Genomic DNA, 21,489 nt, shown 5'->3' with positions numbered 1-21,489 from the left:
GGCTCTCCTTCGAGTATTTAAACTATCAGATTAGCGTAACTCAACAGGGACAGCAAAAACAATGTTTTCTTCCTCACCTGGGTTTTCAATCACTTGTTTACCACCGAGCTCCTTTAATCGACTAATAACTTGCTGCACCAAAACCTCTGGTGCAGATGCACCGGCGGTTACACCCACAGTCTTTGCATTAGTAAACCAAGCATCTTCAACATTGCTGGCATCATCAATCAAGTACGCTACGGTGCCCATTTTATCAGCAAGCTCTCGTAAACGATTAGAGTTTGAGCTGTTTTTAGCGCCAACCACTAATAACACATCAACTTTATCAGCTAAGTCACGAACTGCATCTTGGCGATTTTGCGTGGCGTAGCAAATATCATCTTTACGAGGACCATCAATAACCGGGTATTTAGCGCGTAAAGCATCAATCACATCAGCCGTATCATCAACCGACAAAGTCGTTTGGCTACAGTAAAAAAGGTTATTTTGATTTTTTACGTTGAGTTTAGCGACATCTTCTGCAGTTTCAACTAAATAGATACCGCCATTACTATTATCGTACTGCCCCATGGTGCCTTCAACTTCAGGATGACCGTGGTGACCAATTAAAATACACTCAGTTCCCTTACGGCTAGCACGGGTCACTTCCATATGCACTTTAGTAACCAGTGGGCAGGTTGCATCAAACACTTTAAGCTCTCTGCGTTTTGCTTCACTACGAACAGCTTGTGATACGCCATGAGCACTAAAAATTACAATGCTTTCATCAGGTACTTGATCAAGCTCTTCAACAAATACCGCACCACGGCGTTTTAAGCCATCAACCACATAACGGTTATGTACAACTTCATGACGCACATAAATTGGTTTTTCGAATATATCTAACGCACGCTCAACAATACTAATCGCACGGTCAACGCCCGCACAAAAACCGCGAGGATTGGCTAATAAAATATCCATTAATCATTTACCTTAGGTGTATTATCAACTTCTAAAATTTCAACTTCAAAGGTTAAATTCTGACCAGATAAAGGATGATTAAAATCAATTGTTACCGACTCGCCTTGCACTTCGCGTACAAGTCCTGGTAATTCAGTACCATCAGGTTGCGTGAACGCGATGATAGAACCTACAGTAGCTGGCGTATCTGGGCCAAATTTACTACGCTCAACATAATAGATGTTATCGGGGTTTGGTTGACCAAAGGCATCTTCTGGCTCCAGCTCAAACGATTTGCTGTCGCCTGGCGCTAAACCAAATAAACACTTTTCAAAGTTTGCGGTTAAGCTGCCATCACCCATTACCAGCTTAGCTGGTTTATTATGTACTTTGGTCGAATCAGCTGCAGAGCCATCAGAGAGTTTTATTGAAAAATGAAAAATCACTTCTGAGTTTTCGGTGATAACTGTTTGGCTCATGCTTTATGCTCCTTTGGACTTTCGCCAGTAAAGGCATCAAATAATAACAATGCTGCACCTATACAAATTGCACTATCAGCGATATTAAACGCAGGAAAGTGCCAGTTTTCATAATAAAAGTGCAAAAAGTCGATTACATAACCATAGTACATACGGTCGTATAAATTACCTATCGCGCCAGCTAAAACAAGTGAATAGGCACCACATAAAATTTTATTAGACGCTGGTAAGCGCTTTAACCACCAAATCAGCAAACCACTAATGGTGATTGCTATTAAACTTAAAAACCAACGTTGCCAACCGCTTTCATCACTTAAAAAGCTAAAAGCTGCGCCGTAATTGTGTACATAAGTAAGGTTAAAAAACGGTAATATATCAATCGAATCACGCAGATTCATTGTATTCACCACTAGCGTTTTACTGGCAAAGTCTGCTACTAAAAGTAGCAGACTCAACCAAAGCCACACTAAACCACTTTTTTGGGCTAGCTTGCTCACTGACTACTCCTATGCGAATTGGCGCGTTTCGCCTTCGCCATCTACGTTGCTAACACAACGACCACAGATTTCAGGATGTGCAGGGTTCGCGCCTACATCATCACAATAGTGCCAACAACGCTCACATTTTTCTGCATCTGTTGCTGCTACACTAATGTACAAACCATCAATTTCAGTTGTTTGAGTGCCTTCTGGTTGCTCATTAACAGCAGTAACCGTTACTTGAGAAGTCAGTAGTACAAAGCGTAACTCATCACCTAATGCCGCTAATTTATCCGCGATTTCTGCATTTGCAAAAATACTTACATTAGCCTGTAACGTTGCGCCAATGATTTCTTCTTTACGAGCACCTTCAAGTACGCGGTTTACTTCATCACGCACGGTTAAAATAGTTAACCAATCATCATTGCTAAATTGGCCTTCAGTCACTGCTTTTAAGCCATCATACCAAACTGAGGTAAATACATACTGGTCACGCTCACCTGGTAATGCTTCCCAGATTTCTTGCGCTGTAAAGCTCATGATAGGCGCCATCCAACGCGTCATTGCTTCAGCAATATGGTATAAGGCTGTTTGGCATGAACGACGTGCATGGCTATCACTTTTAGCTGTGTACTGACGGTCTTTAATTACGTCTAAGTAGAACGAGCCTAACTCACCCGTACAGAAGTTCATTAATTTTTGCGTAACTTGCAACATTTGGTAACTGTCATAGGCTGCCACAATTTCACCTTGTAATTGCGCTGCACGGCCTACAATCCAACGATCAAGCTCAACCATGTCTTCAATAGCCACTTGATCAGTTTTTGGATCAAAGCCACTTAAGTTAGCCAGTAAGTAACGGCTGGTATTACGGATACGACGGTAGCGATCCGCTGAACGTTTGAAGATCTCATCAGAAACCGTCATTTCAGCAGTGTAATCTGTTGAAGCAACCCAAAGGCGTAAAATATCAGCGCCTAGTTTGTTCATCACATTTTGTGGTGAGATTACATTGCCTAATGATTTCGACATTTTACGGCCATTCTCATCCACGGTGAAACCATGAGTAAGTACTTGGCGATAAGGTGCATGACCATTAATCGCAACTGAGGTCATCATTGATGACATAAACCAACCGCGGTGCTGATCTGACCCTTCTAGATATAAATCAGCTGGGCCTGTTAACTCTTCACGAGCGTCAACCACACACGCATGCGTTACACCTGAGTCAAACCATACATCAAGTGTATCTTGCACTTTCATGTATTGCTGAGCGTCTTTTTCACCTAATAACGTTGCAGGTTCTAAATCATACCAAGCTTGAATACCTGATTTTTCTACCAGTTTAGCCGCGTCTTCAATTAATGATTGCGTATTCGGATGTAATGCACCGGTGTCTTTATCAACAAATAAAGCAATTGGTACGCCCCACGTACGTTGACGTGAGATACACCAATCAGGGCGCCCTTCTACCATGTTTGCAATGCGGCTTTCGCCCCACTCTGGTAACCACTGAGTGTTTTTAATTTCTGATAATGAATCTTGACGTAAATTAGCTTGGTCCATGCTAATAAACCACTGCGGTGTTGCACGGAAAATAATCGGCGTTTTATGACGCCAGCAATGCGGGTAGCTATGCGTTAACGCATGATGGTGCATTAACGCGTTACGCTCAGTTAATACATCAACCACATTGGCGTTTGCTTTAAATACGTGTTGCCCTGCAAACAGTTCGGTGTCTGGTAAGTAAACACCATTAGCGCCAACTGGGTTAGCAACTTCTAAACCGTATTGTAAGCCTGCCACGAAATCTTCTTGGCCGTGACCCGGTGCTGTATGAACAATCCCCGTACCAGAGTCAGTCGTAACGTGTTCAGCCACAATTACAGGCACATTAAAGTCATAAAATGGGTGAGCAACTTGAAGGTTTTCAAGTACCGCCCCTTTTACATAACCTAAAACGTGGTAATGGTTAAAGCCGTAACGGTCCATAGCATCTTTAACAAGCTCTGAACCTAAAATTAAACGCTGTTGTGCACCTTCATCGTCAACTTGAACAAGGGCATATTCTAAATCAGCGTGAACGGCAACTGCACGGTTAGCTGGTAGCGTCCACGGTGTCGTTGTCCAAATCACGGTGCTTACAGTGCCTGTGCCTTCATGATCTGCCTTTAAATCAAATGCGTTAACAACAGCGGCTTGATCAGTGAACTCAAAGCGTACATCAATTGCTGGCGATTGCTTATCTTGATACTCAACTTCTGCTTCAGCCAATGCTGAACCACAATCTGTACACCAGTGAACTGGCTTAGCGCCTTTATGCAAGTGCCCTTTTTCGATAATGCGACCCAATACGCGAATGGCGTTGGCTTCAAAATCAAAGTTCATCGTTAAATAAGGCTTATCCCAATCAGCAAAAACACCTAAGCGTTTAAAGTCAACTTTTTGACCTTCAACTTGCTTTTTAGCATAAGCACGGCATTTCTCACGAAATTCTGCCGCAGTGACTTTAACACCCGGTTTGCCAACCTTTTTTTCAACCATTAACTCGATTGGTAGACCATGACAGTCCCAACCCGGCACATAAGGGGCATCAAAATCAGATAAAGTCTTAGACTTTACAATAATGTCTTTTAAAATTTTATTTACTGAATGGCCTAAATGGATATCGCCGTTTGCATACGGAGGGCCGTCATGCAAAATAAAGGTTTTTTTACCTTTTTTAGCGTTGCGAATTTGACCGTACAGGTCGTCTTCATACCATGTTTTAAGCATTTTTGGTTCACGTTGTGCCAAATTGCCGCGCATTGGAAACATTGTTTCCGGTAAATTCAAAGTATGTTTGTAGTCGCTCATTAATCCTACTTTCCGTATCGGCTACCTAATTTAAACCAAAACACTGCTTAGCGGCAGCAACATCAGTTGCTATTTGTGCCGTCAATTGTGTTAATGTCTCGAATTTTTGCTCATCGCGAAGTTTTTCAATCAACTCCACATGCATAAACTGTCCGTATATTTCTTGCGCAAAATCAAATAAGTGCACTTCTAATAATGCGCGTGTTCCATTAAATGTGGGTTTGTTGCCTATATTTGCAACCCCATATATTGTTTTATCTTTTAGCGTTACCTGCACCGCGAACACCCCATTTACAGGGCATACTTGACGCTTTAAAGCTATGTTAGCTGTTCTAAAGCCAAGTTCACGACCACGCTTCCAACCATGTATTACACGCCCTGAAATAGCATAGTCATGACCAAGCATCGCCTTCGCTTGCGTTAATTGTCCGTGAGCCAGTGCTTCACGGATTAACGTGCTGCTTACTCTAGCATTTAATTGACGAAAACTCGCGGTGCTTTTAACATCCATTTTTGCCGCTTGCCCCATTTGGGATAGCAACTTAAAATCACCTCGACGCTGCTTACCAAATCGAAAATCATCGCCAACCGTTAATGCTTTTACACCAAGTTTATCAATCAGTATTTCACTAACAAACTGCTCAGCCTGCATATTTGCAAACTGTTGATTGAAGCTAATGCAAATAACTCGCTCAATGCCCAAGTTAGCTAACAACTTGAGCTTATCACGTAATCGCGTTAAGCGAGCTGGTGCGTTATCTTTGGCAAAAAATTCTTGTGGCTGAGGTTCGAATAACATCACCGTGCTTGGCAGCTGGTATTTTTTAGCATCATTGAGTAAGCCTTTAAGCACTTCGCCATGGCCTAAATGAACACCATCGAAATTGCCAATGGTCAACACACAACCATAATGTTGCGTGCGAATATTATGAATACCTCTGATTAACTCCATACCACCTAATTGCCTTTTCGAGCCAGCCTGAATATATATTCCAGCTATAGAAACGCCGATTATAATCTTTTTTTTAATTTGATTCAGTAGTTGCTACGTTTTTTATCGTATTTAGTCGCACACCGAGCATGAACATGGACAAGAAATAAACAAACCCAGCCAAAATCAATAACCCACTGAGTAAAATAACTTGCTGCATAAAATGCCAATCACGCCATAAGAATTGATTTGAGGTATACCAAACAGATAAACCCATTACAGCACTTGCAACAATACACTTAAATGTAAATCGTCCACTAAAACTTGAAAAATGATATACCTGCTCTTTATTTAATTGTCGGTATAATAAATAAGCATTGCAACTTGCCGACATTGACGTGGCCAAAGCTAACCCTAAGTAGCCAATAAACGGCGCTAGCATAATATTAAACACCATATTTAAAACCAAAGTAATAATACCTATACGCACTGGTGTTTTAGTATCTTGGCGTGCATAAAAACCTGGCGCCAGCACCTTAATTAACATAAAACTCACTAAACCAACGGAGTAAGCCATTACACCCAGGCTCACCGCTTGAACATGGTCAATATCGCCTTCTTTAAATGCGCCATGATCGAACAAGACTGAAATAATTAACGGGCTAATCAGCATCAAGCCAACCATGGCAGGGAGCCCTAAAAATATTACAAATCTTACGCCCCAATCTAATGTGTGTTGGAAGTCAGTACTTTTATCGCTGCTATGTAATTTAGATAGCGCAGGTAAAATAACGGTGGCAATGCCAATGCCAAATAAACCTAATGGAAATTCAATTAGTCTATCTGAGTAATAAAGCCAGGCGATTGATCCTGTCATCAACAATGAGGCAATCATGGTATCAAGCAGCAAATTAATTTGACTAATAGATACACCAAACAGCGCAGGGATCATCAAGGTGCGGACTTTTTTTACATTATCGTCCTGCCAAGCCCAACGCGGCTTACTGAGCATCTTTGCTCGGTATAGAAACGGCAATTGAAACAATAACTGCACAACACCACCTACAAATACCCCTATGGCAAGTGAGTATGCCCCGACTGAAAATTGATCGTGTAATAAAATTGCGCAGCTGATAATTGAAATATTCAGTAATACTGGTGTAAAGGCTGCCACCGCAAAGCGGTTATAAACATTCATAACCGCGCCACTTAGCGCTACGAGACTCACGAAAAATAAATAAGGAAATGTCCATTTAAGTAATTCACTAGCAAGCACAAACTTCTCACCTTCAGGGTTTCCTTGATACCACTCAATAAACCAGCCTGTACCAAATAATGCAGCTATCACTGGCGATGCAATCACGCCAGCTAAGGTAACAATCAATAATATAGTGCCTAGTGTGCCCGCAGCTTGAGCAACAAAAAATCGTACTTTATCGTCGCCCTGTTGCTCTTTGATTTCAGACAAAACCGGCACAAACGCTTGTGCAAAAGCCCCTTCAGCAAATAATCGGCGTAAAAAGTTTGGAATACGATTGGCAAACAAAAAAACATCAGCAGCGGCATTGGCACCCAGTAAATTTGCCACCACGGCATCTCGTACTAAGCCCAAGATACGCGATATCATGGTCATTGCACTCACAATCATACCAGAACGAAATAATCCTTTTGCCACACTAAAACCTGCTTTAAAACCAATGAGAAAGTTAATTATGCCACAGACTTTTTTATAAATCGCTCTAAAGCACTAGGCTCAGTGCATGGGCTTTGTTACAATAGCGATATTAACTGCTAAAGCGGCAAATTGATGTTCGTTACAAAGGAGCAGTTTTTCTTGTTATGTCAATTTTTTATTGACATTCATGATTAAAAAAGGCATATTCCACGGCCTTTAAATTAAGCTTATTTTAAGATTGTTAGGAGCAAACCTTGGCTAACATCAAGTCTGCAAAAAAACGCGCTATCACTAGCGAAAAAAACCGTCAGCATAACGCAAGCCGTCGTTCAATGATGCGTACATACTTCAAAAAAGTAGTTGTTGCTATTGAAGCGGGCGACAAGGAAGCTGCACAGCAAGCTTTCGCAGTTGCTACACCAATTTTAGACCGTTACGCAACTAAAGGTCTAATTCACAAAAACAAAGCTGCTCGTCATAAGAGCCGTTTAGCTGCTAAAATTAAAGCACTATAATTTGTTTTTGTAGATTATAAAAAACCGGCCTAGGCCGGTTTTTTTGTATCTAAAATTTGTTTTCAACACTATTTATTAAGCTATTTCTAATTCTGGATAAAACTTTTTCAACATTGCAGCTATCTTCTTAGGGGTAAACGGCTTTACAACAAATCCTTTCGCTCCTTTATCTATTGCGTCTTTAACGTTTTCAACCGTAGAATGAGCGGATACCATAACAACATTTGTTGCAGGGTTGATTTCATTTATTTTGGCAATAATTTCTTTGCCGTCACCATCAGGCAACTCGATATCTAAAAAGATAATATTGTAGTCTGCTGCTTGGCAGGCACTAATACACTGGGCCGCTGTAGAAGCCTCTTTGACATTTTCGATACCCAAATGCATAAGCGTTTGGTTAAGAAAGCTACGTACCGTCCCTACATCATCCACGATTAAAATTGAAAGCTGCGCATTCATACTTGATCCCCATAGGCTATAAGCTAGGTTTAAGTTATTATACTAAATATATAAACTTATTTAATTCATTGATCTCATTATAGAGACACCTGCTTAAAAGGCCAGATTTGCTTCATGTCTAATAAAATAAAAAAACAAGCGTTGCTTGGTAAAGCCCCGCAAAGAAAAAAGACGCAACCAACAACAAATAAAAGAAAAGCCACAGCAAATACAACAAGCACAAAGGTTGAAAATAGTAATTCGACAAATACCACTACGCATAGTAAGCCCAAAAGTAGAGTATTAACCATTACTTTAGTTATTCTACTATTAGTCTTTTTAATTACCCCTAAACCGCAGTTAATTACCTATCAAAAGTTAGGTCTAGTAACACAAAGCGTGTATTGGCCTGGTTTGTTTGGTTACGGCGCTAACTTGTTTGATTCTAGCTTAGAGCCAAGAGCAGACTTAGAGCGTAATACCTTATATCTATGCCAAAACCTAAATCAACCTGCTAGCTGTCAAAAATACCGAGTCACTGAGAAAAAAAGCTTTTTTGCAGCGATGAGTAAACTAATTTTGGATTAATAAAACTAATCTGAAAAATATAAAATTACTTGGTTGAAAGGTGTGCAAAAGATCACCATAATGGCGCTCCTTTTTCAACACAAGTACACTGAAACGATCATGTTAAACGAGCTAGATTGGCTTTTAAACTTTACTCTGTTAGCCCTAGGATTAGGGGCGTTATTTATCAATCAATTGACTTTATTACGTGTTGCCGCACTTAGCGCCTGCGTATTACTGTTTTTATCGTTTAGCTTAGATGTAATGTCATCGAGTGTTATCTCGAATATGAGTTTAGTGTTGATCAACACATTTTACTTGTTCAAGGTTTATACCTTTGGCCAATTGAATGTAACACCCAATTAATATCTCTCCCAAGATAATTTGATACCCCATTGAGTTTACTCACTGGGGTATTTTTTTGTCTATCGAATGACTAACATTATGAACTAAGTTAAAATTCGCTGCGTATTAATCTATTTTGAGGTGGCCTATCTTATGTCGTTATCTGATTTTGATTTATTTTTATCTTCTATGGAAGATGTAGAGCCACTTAGCCATGATACTGTAACACCACAGCATTTGAAAAAATCGCCCTCGTTTGCACAACAAGAAAAACGTAAAGCCGCCGAAACAGACCGAATGATTGATGAAAACTATCTTAGAAGCGAACTCGTTGAACTGTTGGCCCCTGATGCGTTACTGAGTTATAAAAACACCGGAGTGCAAGAAGGGGTGTTTAAAAACTTGCGCCTAGCAAAATACCAAATTGATGCCACACTCGATTTACACGGACAACCACTTAAATCTGCTCGCCAAGCGTTATTTGATTTTATACATGATTGCCATAATAAAAATATACGTGTGGTATTAATTCACCATGGTATTGGGATAAAAAATAGGAAGACACCGGGTATATTAAAAAGTTACACCAATAAATGGCTGCAAGAACTCAGCGCTGTATTAGCGTTTCATACCGCTTTAAAACACCACGGAGGTATAGGTGCAACGTATGTTTTACTGAAAAAAAGTGATGAGAAGAAACACGAAAATAGAGAGCGTCATGCTAAGCACTGAGCTCTCACAAGTGTATGGTTAATCTTGTTGGGTAATTTCAGCTTGGTTTGGCTCATCGGCATTCGCCTGATTAAACCAAGCAGACACTCCCATAAGAATGACCGATAATACAATGAGACTGAATTTAACGCCGCCTTGTTGGTTTTTCATAACTAACCTTGTTTTTATTATTATTTTTGTGACATCACTAGACTAGCTAAAATCATATATGTTAACAAGATGTATAAAGCATTAATTGTTCAAATTTTAATAACCTTTTGTTCTATCAACCTGATGATTTAGTTCTAACCTTTTTCCTAGCCGCTGAACATTCTCTGCAATTTGCTGTGCAACACTCGTTATACTGGATAATGCAGCGCAGTGCGGAGTCATAGTAATGGCATCGTGAGACCAAAATGGGTGCTCTTTTGCTAAAGGTTCTTGCCTGAATACATCTAAGGTCGCGGCGCGTATTACTTTATTGTCGAGTGCCCAAATTAAATCCTCTTCAACAACATGCTGACCACGCGCAACATTGATCACAACAGCATGCTCAGGAAGCTGAGTTAATAGCGCTTTATCAATAATATTTTTAGTCTGTGACGTTAAAGGCAATAAGCACACGAGGTAATCTGCTTTAGACAGAATATTTGTCAATCCTTCTTGAGTATGAACACAGGTTACATTAGTAAATTGTTTAGGGCTTTGTGAAAAAGCACTTACAACAAAATTATTAACAAGTAAACGTTTAGCGCAGTGCTGCCCTAATTGGCCAAAACCTAAAAATACTACATGATCAAATTTATGTGCTCGTTTTGGTTGCCAAAGCTGAGCTCGTTGTTTACTAAAATACTCTTTTAATTTTAGCTTTTGCGCTAAAATATGAGTTAAAACATATTCGGCCATATCATCCGCTAAGACTTCATCAACAATTCGTGTCACCACAACATCATCAGCTAACAAGTCTAATTTTATACTATCAACTCCAGCGCCGAATGATGAGACAGCTTTAAGATTGGGCAATTGTTGCCACATTTGTTCAGGTGCTTGCCACGCAATAACAAATTCAACATTGGCCAAATTATGGCAATCAGGCCACTGCGATATCTCTACCTCAGGTAAGTACATTTTTAACGTTTCAATAAGCTTTGTGCAGTCTCGGTTACTAATCGCGATAAGTAGATGCATGGCATTCCTAAAGTTTATGTGTTTTTAATCATTATATCCTTAAGCTATTAAAAAACGATGATTAAAGATACCCTCTTTAAAAAGTCATACAACTGCAACCTAACTGTCATAGCAAACTTTTAATCTGTTCGTATATTGATCACCAGAGACAATGAGGTAATTATGATCAGTGTTGATAAAGTCATTGCGGCCAACCTTCCACAATTAGAAAACTCTCCGAAGGTAAAAGGATTAGTAAAAAAAGGATTGGGTTATTTGCTTCATGAGCAAGAGTTTGTCGCATTTGGTGACGCTTATCCTCATTTACAAGGCATCGAGTTTGTTGAGCAAGTGCTTGATGAACTTGACTTTGACACCCGATACAAACCAAAGCAGATTGAGCATATCCCGAGCGAAGGGAAGTTAGTAATTGTGGCAAACCACCCCATAGGTTCATTAGATGCATTAGCGCTGATCAAGGTACTTTTTGGCGTTCGACAAGATTTAAAAGTGGTTGCCAATCGTATGCTAATGTCGGTCACTCCCATGCATTCGCTCTTATTACCGGTAGATAATTTATCTGGTACAAGTAAAAAACAAGAACTCAGCAACATCCACCAGCATCTAAAAGATGAAGGCGTTATTTTAATATTTCCGGCTGGGGAGGTCTCTCGCCTTGGCCCAACAGGTATTAAAGATTGTAAATGGAATAGTGGATTTTTGCGCATTGCTAAAAAAGCGAACTGTCCAATATTACCTATTTATATTAAAGCCAAAAATAGTCCTCTGTTTTATGGTACTTCAATGATTTATAAACCTCTGGCTAGTTTACTATTAGTAAAAGAAATGTTTAAACAGCGGCAAAAATCGTTAGAGTTTGAAATTGGCGCATCGATCCCTCCCGAATCATATTTAATTGAAAATCTAAAAGATAAAGAAGTCGTCAATTTAATTCGCAAACAACTCTATGCGTTAACATCTAAGAAAACATTACCACTAAAAACGCAGACCCCTATTGCTACATCAGAATGTCGTAAGGAACTGAAAAAAGCCATTGAAAAGTGTCAATTATTAGGCACTACACAAGATGGCATGCAAATCTACTTATATCAATACCAAGGTAGCTCAGCTATTTTTAGAGAGCTTGGAAGGCTACGAGAGATTTCATTTCGTACAGTGGGCGAAGGTAGCGGTAAACGTCGCGATATCGATAAATATGATATGGATTATCAGCATTTAGTATTGTGGGATCCTAGCCAATTAGAGTTAGTGGGCGCCTATCGCCTCGCATGTGCACAAGAGATCATTGATAAACATGGTCGTGAAGGTTTATACACTGATAGTTTATTTTCCTACAGCGATGAAATGACTCCCTATTTTAAAGCGGGTATCGAACTTGGCCGCAGCTTTGTACAACCTAAATATTGGGGTCGTAAAAGTCTTGATTATTTATGGTATGGCATAGGCGCATTTGTCAAAAACTATCCGCAATATCGCTATTTATACGGCGCAGTAAGTGTATCGAACGCACTACCTGATCAAGCCAAAGCAATGCTGGTGCACTACTACCAGCATTATTACGGTGCTAAACAAATCATTGCGACTCCAAACAATGAATTTAAAGCCACAGAGCAACAAATAAAACAATGCCAAAGCTTATTTACAGGTGATGATATAAAAGAAGATTTTGTTGAATTAAAACATGTTCTCGCCAATATGGGAGCCCAAGTACCCACTTTATTTAAGCAATACACTGAATTGTGTGAGCCTGGTGGTGTGCAGTTTTTAAGTTTTAGTGTAGATCCTGAGTTTAATAATTGTATTGATGGGCTCGTGCTGGTTGATCTTGAAAAAGTAAAAGCAGGAAAGGCAAAGCGCTATCTAAGCAAAGAGTAATGGCCTATTTTGTTTAGCTTACTTTAATTAAGCTAAAAATGCTCGCCATACAACGCGAGCATTTTATTAGCCCTTAAATAAATTGCTTACTACCTGTGTGTATATCTGCTCTATTTTTATTAAATCACCAATAGGTACGTGCTCATTAACTTGATGAATAGTGTTATTGCGAACACCGCACTCAATCACTTGGGTGTGGCTATTAGCAAAAAAACGGCCATCGGACGTTCCCCCACTCGTGCTCAATAAAGGGTAACTCCCCGTCACGTTAAATATTGCTTGCTCTACTTGTGCCAATAAGCAATGACTACCTTGGTGAGCGGTATAAAATGATTCACATGGGCGCTCCCATTCGATATTGAGGTATTGTGCTAAATCCTCTAAAGCAAATCGAATTTCATTTTTTATATCGGCACTTTTATAACCATGACTATAGCGAATATTAAATGTCATCTCACATTGTGCTGGCACCATATTATCGACCACGTTTGCAATATTGATCCCTGTAATTTGTAAGCTGGTTGTTGAACCCATTTCATCGTGTTGCCAATCAATATTAGTCAAGCGTTTGACAATATCAGCACTTAAATGAGCTGCATTAATGGAATTATCAGGGTATGCAACATGACCTGCTTTACCTTTTATCTGTAAGCGTGCTGAAAGCGCGCCACGACGACCGTTTTTAATAGTGTCGCCAACATATAAGTGGCTCGTTGGCTCACCCACAATACAACCATCTAGCTCTATTCCCTGCTGCGCCAAGCGTTCTGCAATCAGCAAAGAGCCGTACTCAGCTTCACCTTCTTCATCTGAAGTAATTAGCCAATAAAAGCAGCCTTCTTTTTGCGAAATATCGGCTATCAGTTTACGGGTTGCGCTCAACATTGCAGCCACTCCTCCTTTCATATCGGCAGCTCCGCGCCCATAAACGGCATTGTCTTTTATCAGCCCAGAAAAAGGCGGGACACACCATTGCTCTGCCGCTGCAGGTACCACATCTATATGCCCCGAAAATGCATAAACAGGCCCACTGCCAAAACTTATTTTGGCAATTAAATTCGTCACGTTATTAAAAGAGAATTGCTCACACTCAAAACCTAGCTCTTTTAACTGATGCGCTAACCAGTCAATTGCACCCGCTTGCTGTGGCGTAACTGACTTAAATTGAATGAGATGTTGTAAACAAGCAACCACAGATTCTGCATGGCTTGTATCACTTAGAGAGTGTGTTTGAATTGCTAACGTCATAATAAGCCTACCTAATAAAAACTAAGTAAGTTCATTACAACGCGAGTTTATGACCGCTTAATGACTGCCCTCTTCGATAAACGCTTCTTGGGTAACTTTTGCAATGTTTTTATCATCTTTTGTTAATTGTGTTTGCTGCCAGCGACCGCGACAAAACCATGCATAAGACACCAGTGCAACTAAAACATTGGTGACAGCAAATGAACACCAAATACCGTAATCACCTAAATTAGTATGTTTAGATAAAATATAAGCCGCTGGAAATTGCACTACACATTGCGAAAATAAAGCCAATATCATCGCATTTAGCATATTACCTGATGCCCTAAAGGCAGCAACAACACATAATTGCACGCCAATACCCCCCCAGGTTAAGCACATCACACGAATAAATTGCGCACCTTTATTAATTACATTGATATCATCGGGAATAAAAAACGCCACCAGCACAGGTGCAAATACATACGCCAGAACACCAATCACAGTTAAGCCTATTAACCCCCAAACAACGGCTAATTTTGTTATTTTTTCTGCACGTTTAATATTTCCAGCGCCCATATTTTGCCCAACTAAAGTAGACACAGCCATCGATAAGCCCATCGCTGGGATCATTACCATTTGCAATATATTAGAGCCAACCCCATATGCCGCTATCGTTTGCGTACCAAAGCTTGCCACTAGAAAAGACATGAGAATTAAACCAAATGCGCGTGTAGAGAGCTCCACAGAGCCTGGGGCTCCTAAAAAGAAAGCTTGTTTAATATAAGAGTAGTCGGGAATGAAACTTGAAAGCTTTAATTGGATACCATGGCGGCCACGCATAAAAATAACGACCCCAGCTATCGCTGCCAAACTTTGCGTAACAAGGGTTGCTAAAGCGGCCCCCATCACACCATAACCAGAAAAGCTGCCATAGCCAAAGATAAATAGTGGATCAAGTATAAAGTTTAGCAGTACAGTTGAGCTAACAATAATTAACGGTACTTTTGTTTGCCCGATCCCCCGCATGAGTGCTTGAAACATGGCATAAATAAAAACAAAAATAACTCCAATAAATGACACATGCATAAATTTTAGCGCATCGTTATATACCGCTTTATCAACACCTAGCAAAGCCAAAAAATAGGGTGAGAGCATATACCCTAGGCAACCTAACACACAGGCTGTAATTGTCACCATCAGCATGGTTTGCGCAGCAACATGGTTAACCTTATCTTGTTGTCCTGCTCCCATATATTGCGCCGATAAAATAGCCCCAGCCATAGCAAGTCCTGAACCAATAGCGATAACTAAAAATGTAACAGGCATACTCACTGAAACTGCTGCAACTTGAGCCGCACCTAAACGACCCACCCAAAAGGCATCAGTCAGCTGATACGCTGACTGTAAAATATTAATAAGTATTATAGGAACTGCGAGTGTCAGTAATGCTTTACTGATTGAGCCATTGAGAAAAAGAAAGTTGCTTTGATTCATAGTACCCCTTGTCTATGGCTAATATTATAGCTTAAAACAATGACCTATTGATGAACAAATAGGACTTGAGACGAGTCAATACTTTTTAAGCGCAACCGAGCAAAACTTTAATCTAAATCAAACAATTTAATAAAGATGGAATACGCCTTGATAAACCTTGATCTAGAACAGTTTTTTATTCCGAATTCACTTGATAATAGACCTAATTCAAAAAAAGTAGTTCTCGGAGAACAGCATGAAAAAACAACTTAGCGCAGCTTTATTTACCTCTTTATTAATCGCGTCTCCATTTGCTAGTGCAAACTTGAGCGTTAATCTGGGTGCTATTAATGTAAACCCTGATAACAGTAGCTCAGCAATCAACGAAAACTCAGCTTTGGGTTTAAAACCAGATTCTGATACGCAATTAGGTATTACTGTAGATTATGCATTTAATGATCAATGGGTATTAGAGTTAGTTGCTGCAACACCCTTCTCTCACGATGTAAACGGTGCGGGCGGTTTAGCAGGTAATAACATTGCTAACATCAAGCATTTACCACCATCGCTTATTGCCCAGTATCACTTTTTAGAGGGCACATCAGCATTTCGCCCATTCGTTGGTGTTGGGGTTAACTATACCGTGTTTTTTGATGAAGAGCCGTCTGCAGCACTTAAGTCAGTACTTGGCACAAATGACGTTGAAGTAAAACTCGATGATTCATTTGGCTTTGTTGCACAAGCCGGTTTCAATTATATGTTCGACCAAAACTGGGGCCTGCACGCTATGGTATCTGTAATGGATATCGAAACTGATGCAACCGTCTATGCAGATGGTGCTCAAGCACTTACCTCAACTGTAAAGATTGACCCCGTTGTGGCAATGCTAGGTATTAAATATAAGTTTTAATAATACGCACTTAAGTAAAAAGGCCGCAAGGCCTTTTTTTATGGAGCCAGATTAGTGACTTTTTTCTGCTCAAGCATTTCTTTCCAATGCATCACTTCGGCAGGTAAAATAGGTGCAACCCCCTCAAATCCTGCTTCAGTAAGCATTTCTTCAACGCTTACCACGCCTTTTTTACGCTTAAAAACACCACGCACATAAGCAATTGCATGTAAGCCGCGCTCAGAGTGAAATTTTTGCTCGATATAAAAGTATTTATGATCCCAGCCAACCAAACGCGTACTAATAGTATAGCGCTGCATTGGTTTTATATCTCGTATGTAAGTAATCGCTGTGGCATTAACAATCGGGAACCAACGTTTCTTCATTATTACGCCTAGTAAGCCCACCCGCTCAGTCATCCATGTGCGCGCTAAATCCATCATCGCGAGGTAGCGAGAATTTGTCAGGTGTAAATTAATATCGCAATCAGATGGTAGTGCTTTATAGTCAATATCAACCGTGTCTAATAATGACTGATAGCTGCGGTTACGTTTAATTTTAAAAAATAATAGTAGGAGACGAAAATAAAGGTTCACAATAAAGGTCTTACCAGTTAACAATAGCCTGAGTGTAGCACAGCTAGTTGCAATGGAGAATATTCTACTCTAATCTCTTGCATACGATAAAAAATAGTATTTTAAATGATGATTAAACTAATATCTTCTATGAGTATTTTACTCGCGCTTTGCTCCTGCCCTACTTGGGCCGATTTTGATTACCCAGGAGAAGGTAAAGTACGCTATCCAACTGGGGTTGAAAAACCTTTTAAATTTGGTTTTGGTTGGCACGCAGATAGTAAAAAATTCACCATCGGCGAAAAAAGTTATGACATGCAATTACCTGAGTCTTACTCTATTGCCATCACTTTATCTAAGGATGAGCAACAAATTTGGGTGCAAGAATTCAACAATGGATTTATCGAGAGCTTTAACTGGCAAATTGGCGAACATACGCTGCAACTTAAAAAACAAAAATTTAAAGACCCAGTAAAAGGCGATTACGTTATAAGCTTAGACAACAAAGACTACTTCTTTGCCCGTAATAATATTAGCATTATGGTTGAATTTAAAGATGAAGGTATTGATAGTGTCGCTATTGATGGAGTAACAAAAAACATGGGCACTAAACAGTAGCGCCCAATATAAATTTATACCTTAACTGTTTTGCGATTAATACCATAATCGCGAAGCTTATTAGCCACCGCAGTGTGGCTTAAACCTAAGCGTTTCGCTAACTGCCTTGAGCTTGGATACGCCGGATACAGTTTACGTAACAGGGTCGCCTCAAAACGTTTAACGGCTTGATCCAATGAACCTTCAAAATCTGACTCTAAATAACCTAAATCATGTGTGAATGTAGGCAGCTGTAAGTGCTCTACTCTTAACTCATTATCATCAAGTAATGACACCGCTCTATAGATAGCGTTTTCTAACTGACGAACATTACCAGGCCAAGGATAATCTTGTAAAAATGCTAAACACTCAGCCGATAACTCAGGTATTGCGTGGCCATTTTGCTGCGCATATTTTTGAATAAAGTGCTCAGCTAGTGGCCCTACATCTGCTTTTCGGTCGCGTAGAGGAGCGATCTCAAGCGTTAATACATTGATGCGGTAATATAAATCTTCTCTGAACGCCCCTTCTTGTACCATTGCAGGTAAATCTTTTTGTGTAGCAGCAATAATACGCACGTTTACTTTAACTTCATTCTCGTCGCCAACCTTTCTAAAGGTACCATCTTGTAAAAAACGAAGTAATTTAGTTTGTAGCTGAGTCGACATTTCTCCAACTTCATCTAAAAATACAGTCCCACCATCGGCTTGTTCAAGCACACCACGTTTCGGCGCTGCATTTTCCTCGTAACCGGCGTAACCAAATAATTCAGACTCTGCCACATCATCTGGCAGCGAAGCACAAGACAAGGCAATAAATGGTTTTACTGAGCGGTTAGAAGCGTAATGACAGGCACGTGCTAATAATTCTTTTCCTGTGCCAGTTTCACCGGTGATCAAAATAGGCGCTTCAAGTTGTGCCATTTTACGCGCTTCACGAACCACTCGACGCATAGCAGTGCTAAAATTATGAATAGTTGCAAAACTTTCTTGACCATATCGTCTAAACGCACTTACCTGCTGACCTAAGCGGCTTTGCGATTTAATATTTATTACCGCGCCCGCAAGTACATCGCCTTCGGCTCCTTGCGGTACAGCAATTGGCAAAATATCCGCAATATAATCCTCGCCAGCCACTTCAACTCGAGTTGTTTGACCGAGCACTTCTTTACTTTCTAGCCAGCGCGTAAAGTTAAAGCCTTTCAGTAAATTATTAATATTTGAGCCAATAACTTCCTGCTCAGTGAGTTGAAGGTCTTTACATGCTGCATCGTTACAAAGCCGAACCCACCCTTTGGCATCTATAGAAATGATGCCATCAGGTAATGCTCTTAATAGTGTATTAAGCTCATTATGCTCACGTTCAGAAGGTAAGAAAGCCGTGGTACGAACATCCATCACGCCATCAATCAAGCGAATGGATGGCATTATTTTTTGAAATTGTTCAAATTCAATAGGCGGAAAACTTACATACATACGACAGTTAACTGAGTCGACTTCAATCCCTTTTAAATCAACTTGGTAATTAACTAAAATATTAAGTATTTCTTGAGCAATACCGATGCGGTCTGCACAGTGTATATCTAAACGCATTTCACCCTCAAAAAAGAGAAAATCAATATGGTGCGAATAATACGCGAACTAAAAGGTTGTGGATAGTAGATTGTAAAGATTTTTGGACAATTACACTTTAACTTTTAAGTTAGCTCCCTTTCTTTTGTACTTCCTGTAGCTTAGTGATTATCGCACTAACCATAAACATTAAATAACGCGGGTGAAAATAAAGCAGGCTTTGTCTGCTTTTTGACACTATTTGCTACTCTAAAGTTGCCGGATTAACGAGTACAGCCTCTAGTATTGCACTACATGGTGGCACGATTTATATATCTAAACGTGAAAATGGTGAAAAGACAACAAAATTAACACCTAGACCTAAATACAACTAAAGTAACTTTTGTAATAGAAGACCCTTCACATATTAATGATTTAACCTTTGTTGATAGTAACTAATTCAATCAGTACATAGCTACATAAAGCTAAACCTATTAAGCCGGGAGCCCACTTCCCGGCTTTTTTATGTCTGTTTACTTAATCGCTTTACTTAATCGCTTTGCGGGTAGGCTGTCCACTCACCACCATCAAGTTGAATATAGGGCTTATTACCAATATACATCATTATGGTATCTTCATTTTCAGCCACTTTGGGTGCACGAGGTAAGTTATCTAACAATGATTGTATCGAGCTGTCACCTGAAAAAATATCATTACGTAATGCTCTACTTATTAGTTCTGACAACCCAAAATAACTAGTCGAGTCTTTTACTTCAATTAATCCTGAGTGCCTTACATTCGGACCAATAAACTTAATGGCGCTAGGTACTGATACAATTTTAGGGCTTGGTATTTCTCTTAGGCCTGAAAACTGAACTTTATCTCCTTCAAGTGCAGCACCGTGCTCTGGCACTATCACGAGTAGGGTATTACGCTGTTGTTGCTCTAACTTTTCTATAAACTGGTTTATATCTGAAAATAGCTGCTGCTGCCTAATGGGGTAACTTTTGGTGCTACTCATTCGATCATAACCTGCGATCTGATTGCCATCATGAAGACTTATAGTATTGTAATAAAGAGAACGTGGGCCACTATTTTGACTCTGAGCATCCAACCAATTTGTGAGTACGTCTTTATCTGAATATATCGGCTTACCATCAAAGCCATATTGGGCAGGAGAGTAACCTGAAAAATCCAACTCGGTCGTATTCATCCCACCGTACTTATTTATTAACCCTTTAAAGTCATCAAAGTGGCCATCATGATTCATCGCCACAGAAGTATCATAACCAAGCTCTTGCAGGTTATTAAATAAATAGCATTGCTCTGGCACAGATTTAAATAAATCTGTTTGACTTGTTTGCCCACAACTAGCTCTTAAAAGCCTAATAGCCGCGGGGCCACTGTATGAGGTCGCAGAATTGAAATCGCTAAATAAAATATCAAAATTACTAAATAGCTGAGTTTCATCAACACCAATAGCCTCAAGATCAGCGGTAGCAAGTGAGCAGATGTTCAAAATTAAAACATCAAAAGGCTCACCAGTGGGCCGATCAGGAAAAACGCTTTTTAACAAACTTTGTTGCTGATAAAAATCTTCTAATTGTTCATCTGGGGTTTGCTCTCGTTTACCTGCCCCAACATTTACAGTGGGTTGAGTTGATTTAATTGGCTGATTTCTTTGTTCGGTTAATTGTGCTGTTTGAGAAGAATTAATTACCGGTGCAGTAGATAACCAATACGCATAAGCAAAGCCTAATAATGAGATACTAGTATAGCGAAGCCATTTATGCGAAAAACGATACAATACACAAACAATAAAAATACTTAATAGTAAATCGATACTCACTACGCGAGCGCTAATTTCAAAAAAGTAGTCCAGGCTAAAGTCTTGTACATTACCAACCTGTTTTGTTAAACGGGATATTGGAGGCAGCCATGAATCATAATATAACAAAGCACTAGCAAAAATAGCTGCAGATACGTTTTTCAACCTTTGTTGCCAAGCTTCACTAAACGATAGCGTGAGGAAAGCAAAAAACGCTAAATTTTCTAAAAAGTGAAATGAAATTTCACCATAAGCAAATAATGCAAATTTAATTAAAAAGTATAGATTCCAAACCCCTAAACCTGATATTTTCACTCTTCATCCTTCTTTCTTTTAGCGGGTGTATAAG

The 21,489-nt window shown here is 39.7% G+C and carries 21 protein-coding genes; 7 read left to right on the top strand and 14 right to left on the bottom strand.

What is annotated here, in order from left to right; translation table 11 throughout:
• Positions 1 to 30: 30 nt before the first annotated feature.
• The 6 genes from ispH to murJ all read right to left on the bottom strand — a co-directional run bounded on the left by ispH (position 31) and on the right by murJ (position 7,359).
• The gene (gene ispH, locus B5G52_RS07805; protein WP_087532086.1) at positions 31 to 960 is read right to left on the bottom strand and encodes a 4-hydroxy-3-methylbut-2-enyl diphosphate reductase; all 930 of its coding nucleotides are present in this window, start codon (positions 958 to 960) and stop codon (positions 31 to 33) included.
• Entirely contained in the window at positions 960 to 1,418 is a 459-nt protein-coding gene (gene fkpB, locus B5G52_RS07800; RefSeq protein ID WP_087532085.1) for an FKBP-type peptidyl-prolyl cis-trans isomerase, read from the bottom strand. Before fkpB ends, ispH begins: the two co-directional genes overlap by 1 nt.
• On the bottom strand, positions 1,415 to 1,915 hold the full coding sequence (lspA, locus tag B5G52_RS07795) for a signal peptidase II (protein WP_087532084.1): 501 nt from the start codon (positions 1,913 to 1,915) through the stop codon (positions 1,415 to 1,417). Before lspA ends, fkpB begins: the two co-directional genes overlap by 4 nt.
• Positions 1,916 to 1,924: 9 nt before the next feature.
• On the bottom strand, positions 1,925 to 4,753 hold the full coding sequence (ileS, locus tag B5G52_RS07790) for an isoleucine--tRNA ligase (protein ID WP_087532083.1): 2,829 nt from the start codon (positions 4,751 to 4,753) through the stop codon (positions 1,925 to 1,927).
• A 25-nt stretch (positions 4,754 to 4,778) separates the two neighbouring features.
• Entirely contained in the window at positions 4,779 to 5,705 is a 927-nt protein-coding gene (ribF, locus tag B5G52_RS07785) for a bifunctional riboflavin kinase/FAD synthetase (protein WP_087532082.1), read from the bottom strand.
• A gap of 73 nt (positions 5,706 to 5,778) precedes the next feature.
• On the bottom strand, positions 5,779 to 7,359 hold the full coding sequence (gene murJ / locus B5G52_RS07780; RefSeq protein ID WP_254911167.1) for a murein biosynthesis integral membrane protein MurJ: 1,581 nt from the start codon (positions 7,357 to 7,359) through the stop codon (positions 5,779 to 5,781).
• A 254-nt stretch (positions 7,360 to 7,613) separates the two neighbouring features.
• Between murJ and rpsT the strand changes: the two genes are divergently transcribed.
• Positions 7,614 to 7,874 carry a 30S ribosomal protein S20 gene (gene rpsT / locus B5G52_RS07775; RefSeq protein ID WP_016708897.1) on the top strand — a complete coding sequence of 87 codons (261 nt, stop codon included), beginning with the start codon at positions 7,614 to 7,616 and terminating at the stop codon, positions 7,872 to 7,874.
• A 75-nt stretch (positions 7,875 to 7,949) separates the two neighbouring features.
• Here rpsT and B5G52_RS07770 read toward each other — a convergent pair whose 3' ends face one another.
• Positions 7,950 to 8,333 carry a response regulator gene (locus B5G52_RS07770; protein ID WP_087532081.1) on the bottom strand — a complete coding sequence of 128 codons (384 nt, stop codon included), beginning with the start codon at positions 8,331 to 8,333 and terminating at the stop codon, positions 7,950 to 7,952.
• 114 nt (positions 8,334 to 8,447) lie between these two features.
• Between B5G52_RS07770 and B5G52_RS07765 the strand changes: the two genes are divergently transcribed.
• From B5G52_RS07765 to smrA, 3 genes are all read left to right on the top strand, one after another.
• Entirely contained in the window at positions 8,448 to 8,900 is a 453-nt protein-coding gene (locus B5G52_RS07765; protein WP_087532080.1) for a hypothetical protein, read from the top strand.
• Positions 8,901 to 8,999: 99 nt separating this feature from the next.
• Positions 9,000 to 9,245, top strand: a complete 246-nt coding sequence (locus B5G52_RS07760) for a hypothetical protein (RefSeq protein ID WP_087532127.1) — start codon at positions 9,000 to 9,002, stop codon at positions 9,243 to 9,245.
• 132 nt (positions 9,246 to 9,377) lie between these two features.
• Positions 9,378 to 9,956, top strand: a complete 579-nt coding sequence (gene smrA, locus B5G52_RS07755) for a DNA endonuclease SmrA (RefSeq protein WP_087532079.1) — start codon at positions 9,378 to 9,380, stop codon at positions 9,954 to 9,956.
• Between the two features lie 18 nt (positions 9,957 to 9,974).
• Here smrA and B5G52_RS22350 read toward each other — a convergent pair whose 3' ends face one another.
• Together B5G52_RS22350 and B5G52_RS07750 are read right to left on the bottom strand one after the other, a co-directional pair.
• On the bottom strand, positions 9,975 to 10,106 hold the full coding sequence (locus tag B5G52_RS22350; RefSeq protein WP_254911166.1) for a hypothetical protein: 132 nt from the start codon (positions 10,104 to 10,106) through the stop codon (positions 9,975 to 9,977).
• 96 nt (positions 10,107 to 10,202) lie between these two features.
• Entirely contained in the window at positions 10,203 to 11,123 is a 921-nt protein-coding gene (locus tag B5G52_RS07750; RefSeq protein WP_087532078.1) for a glyoxylate/hydroxypyruvate reductase A, read from the bottom strand.
• A 162-nt stretch (positions 11,124 to 11,285) separates the two neighbouring features.
• On the opposite strand from B5G52_RS07750, the gene B5G52_RS07745 reads away from it, so the two are divergent.
• Positions 11,286 to 12,998 (top strand): lysophospholipid acyltransferase family protein, encoded by a 1,713-nt coding sequence (locus tag B5G52_RS07745; RefSeq protein WP_087532077.1) that lies wholly within the window; start codon positions 11,286 to 11,288, stop codon positions 12,996 to 12,998.
• 66 nt (positions 12,999 to 13,064) lie between these two features.
• Here B5G52_RS07745 and dapE read toward each other — a convergent pair whose 3' ends face one another.
• Complete coding sequence (gene dapE / locus B5G52_RS07740) at positions 13,065 to 14,246, bottom strand: succinyl-diaminopimelate desuccinylase (RefSeq protein WP_087532076.1); 1,182 nt, start codon at positions 14,244 to 14,246, stop codon at positions 13,065 to 13,067.
• A 57-nt stretch (positions 14,247 to 14,303) separates the two neighbouring features.
• Positions 14,304 to 15,722 carry an MATE family efflux transporter gene (locus tag B5G52_RS07735; protein ID WP_087532075.1) on the bottom strand — a complete coding sequence of 473 codons (1,419 nt, stop codon included), beginning with the start codon at positions 15,720 to 15,722 and terminating at the stop codon, positions 14,304 to 14,306.
• Between the two features lie 235 nt (positions 15,723 to 15,957).
• Between B5G52_RS07735 and B5G52_RS07730 the strand changes: the two genes are divergently transcribed.
• Complete coding sequence (locus tag B5G52_RS07730) at positions 15,958 to 16,611, top strand: OmpW family protein (RefSeq protein WP_087532074.1); 654 nt, start codon at positions 15,958 to 15,960, stop codon at positions 16,609 to 16,611.
• Between the two features lie 38 nt (positions 16,612 to 16,649).
• On the opposite strand, the gene B5G52_RS07725 is transcribed toward B5G52_RS07730, so the two are convergent.
• Complete coding sequence (locus B5G52_RS07725; RefSeq protein ID WP_087532073.1) at positions 16,650 to 17,186, bottom strand: thioesterase family protein; 537 nt, start codon at positions 17,184 to 17,186, stop codon at positions 16,650 to 16,652.
• Between the two features lie 108 nt (positions 17,187 to 17,294).
• Between B5G52_RS07725 and B5G52_RS07720 the strand changes: the two genes are divergently transcribed.
• On the top strand, positions 17,295 to 17,783 hold the full coding sequence (locus B5G52_RS07720) for a hypothetical protein (protein ID WP_087532126.1): 489 nt from the start codon (positions 17,295 to 17,297) through the stop codon (positions 17,781 to 17,783).
• A 14-nt stretch (positions 17,784 to 17,797) separates the two neighbouring features.
• Here the strand turns inward: B5G52_RS07720 and tyrR are convergent, their stop codons facing one another.
• Positions 17,798 to 19,354 carry a transcriptional regulator TyrR gene (gene tyrR / locus B5G52_RS07715; protein WP_087532072.1) on the bottom strand — a complete coding sequence of 519 codons (1,557 nt, stop codon included), beginning with the start codon at positions 19,352 to 19,354 and terminating at the stop codon, positions 17,798 to 17,800.
• 508 nt (positions 19,355 to 19,862) lie between these two features.
• Positions 19,863 to 21,455 carry a cellulose biosynthesis protein BcsG gene (gene bcsG, locus B5G52_RS07710; protein WP_087532071.1) on the bottom strand — a complete coding sequence of 531 codons (1,593 nt, stop codon included), beginning with the start codon at positions 21,453 to 21,455 and terminating at the stop codon, positions 19,863 to 19,865.
• Positions 21,456 to 21,489 lie beyond the last annotated feature (34 nt).

This window comes from Pseudoalteromonas sp. A601 (genome assembly GCF_002165575.1).
Lineage (GTDB): Bacteria > Pseudomonadota > Gammaproteobacteria > Enterobacterales > Alteromonadaceae > Pseudoalteromonas.
Note: the sequence above shows the minus strand (reverse complement) of the source record. Positions and strands in the feature narration are given on the sequence as shown.

Coding starts and splice junctions, on each gene's coding strand:
- ispH (WP_087532086.1), bottom strand. CDS start 960: ATGGATATTTTATTAGCCAATCCTCGCGGTTTTTGTGCGGGCGTTGAC.
- fkpB (WP_087532085.1), bottom strand. CDS start 1,418: ATGAGCCAAACAGTTATCACCGAAAACTCAGAAGTGATTTTTCATTTT.
- ileS (WP_087532083.1), bottom strand. CDS start 4,753: ATGAGCGACTACAAACATACTTTGAATTTACCGGAAACAATGTTTCCA.
- ribF (WP_087532082.1), bottom strand. CDS start 5,705: ATGGAGTTAATCAGAGGTATTCATAATATTCGCACGCAACATTATGGT.
- B5G52_RS07770 (WP_087532081.1), bottom strand. CDS start 8,333: ATGAATGCGCAGCTTTCAATTTTAATCGTGGATGATGTAGGGACGGTA.
- B5G52_RS07765 (WP_087532080.1), top strand. CDS start 8,448: ATGTCTAATAAAATAAAAAAACAAGCGTTGCTTGGTAAAGCCCCGCAA.
- B5G52_RS07760 (WP_087532127.1), top strand. CDS start 9,000: ATGTTAAACGAGCTAGATTGGCTTTTAAACTTTACTCTGTTAGCCCTA.
- smrA (WP_087532079.1), top strand. CDS start 9,378: ATGTCGTTATCTGATTTTGATTTATTTTTATCTTCTATGGAAGATGTA.
- B5G52_RS22350 (WP_254911166.1), bottom strand. CDS start 10,106: ATGAAAAACCAACAAGGCGGCGTTAAATTCAGTCTCATTGTATTATCG.
- B5G52_RS07750 (WP_087532078.1), bottom strand. CDS start 11,123: ATGCATCTACTTATCGCGATTAGTAACCGAGACTGCACAAAGCTTATT.
- B5G52_RS07745 (WP_087532077.1), top strand. CDS start 11,286: ATGATCAGTGTTGATAAAGTCATTGCGGCCAACCTTCCACAATTAGAA.
- dapE (WP_087532076.1), bottom strand. CDS start 14,246: ATGACGTTAGCAATTCAAACACACTCTCTAAGTGATACAAGCCATGCA.
- B5G52_RS07735 (WP_087532075.1), bottom strand. CDS start 15,722: ATGAATCAAAGCAACTTTCTTTTTCTCAATGGCTCAATCAGTAAAGCA.
- B5G52_RS07730 (WP_087532074.1), top strand. CDS start 15,958: ATGAAAAAACAACTTAGCGCAGCTTTATTTACCTCTTTATTAATCGCG.
- B5G52_RS07720 (WP_087532126.1), top strand. CDS start 17,295: ATGATTAAACTAATATCTTCTATGAGTATTTTACTCGCGCTTTGCTCC.
- tyrR (WP_087532072.1), bottom strand. CDS start 19,354: ATGCGTTTAGATATACACTGTGCAGACCGCATCGGTATTGCTCAAGAA.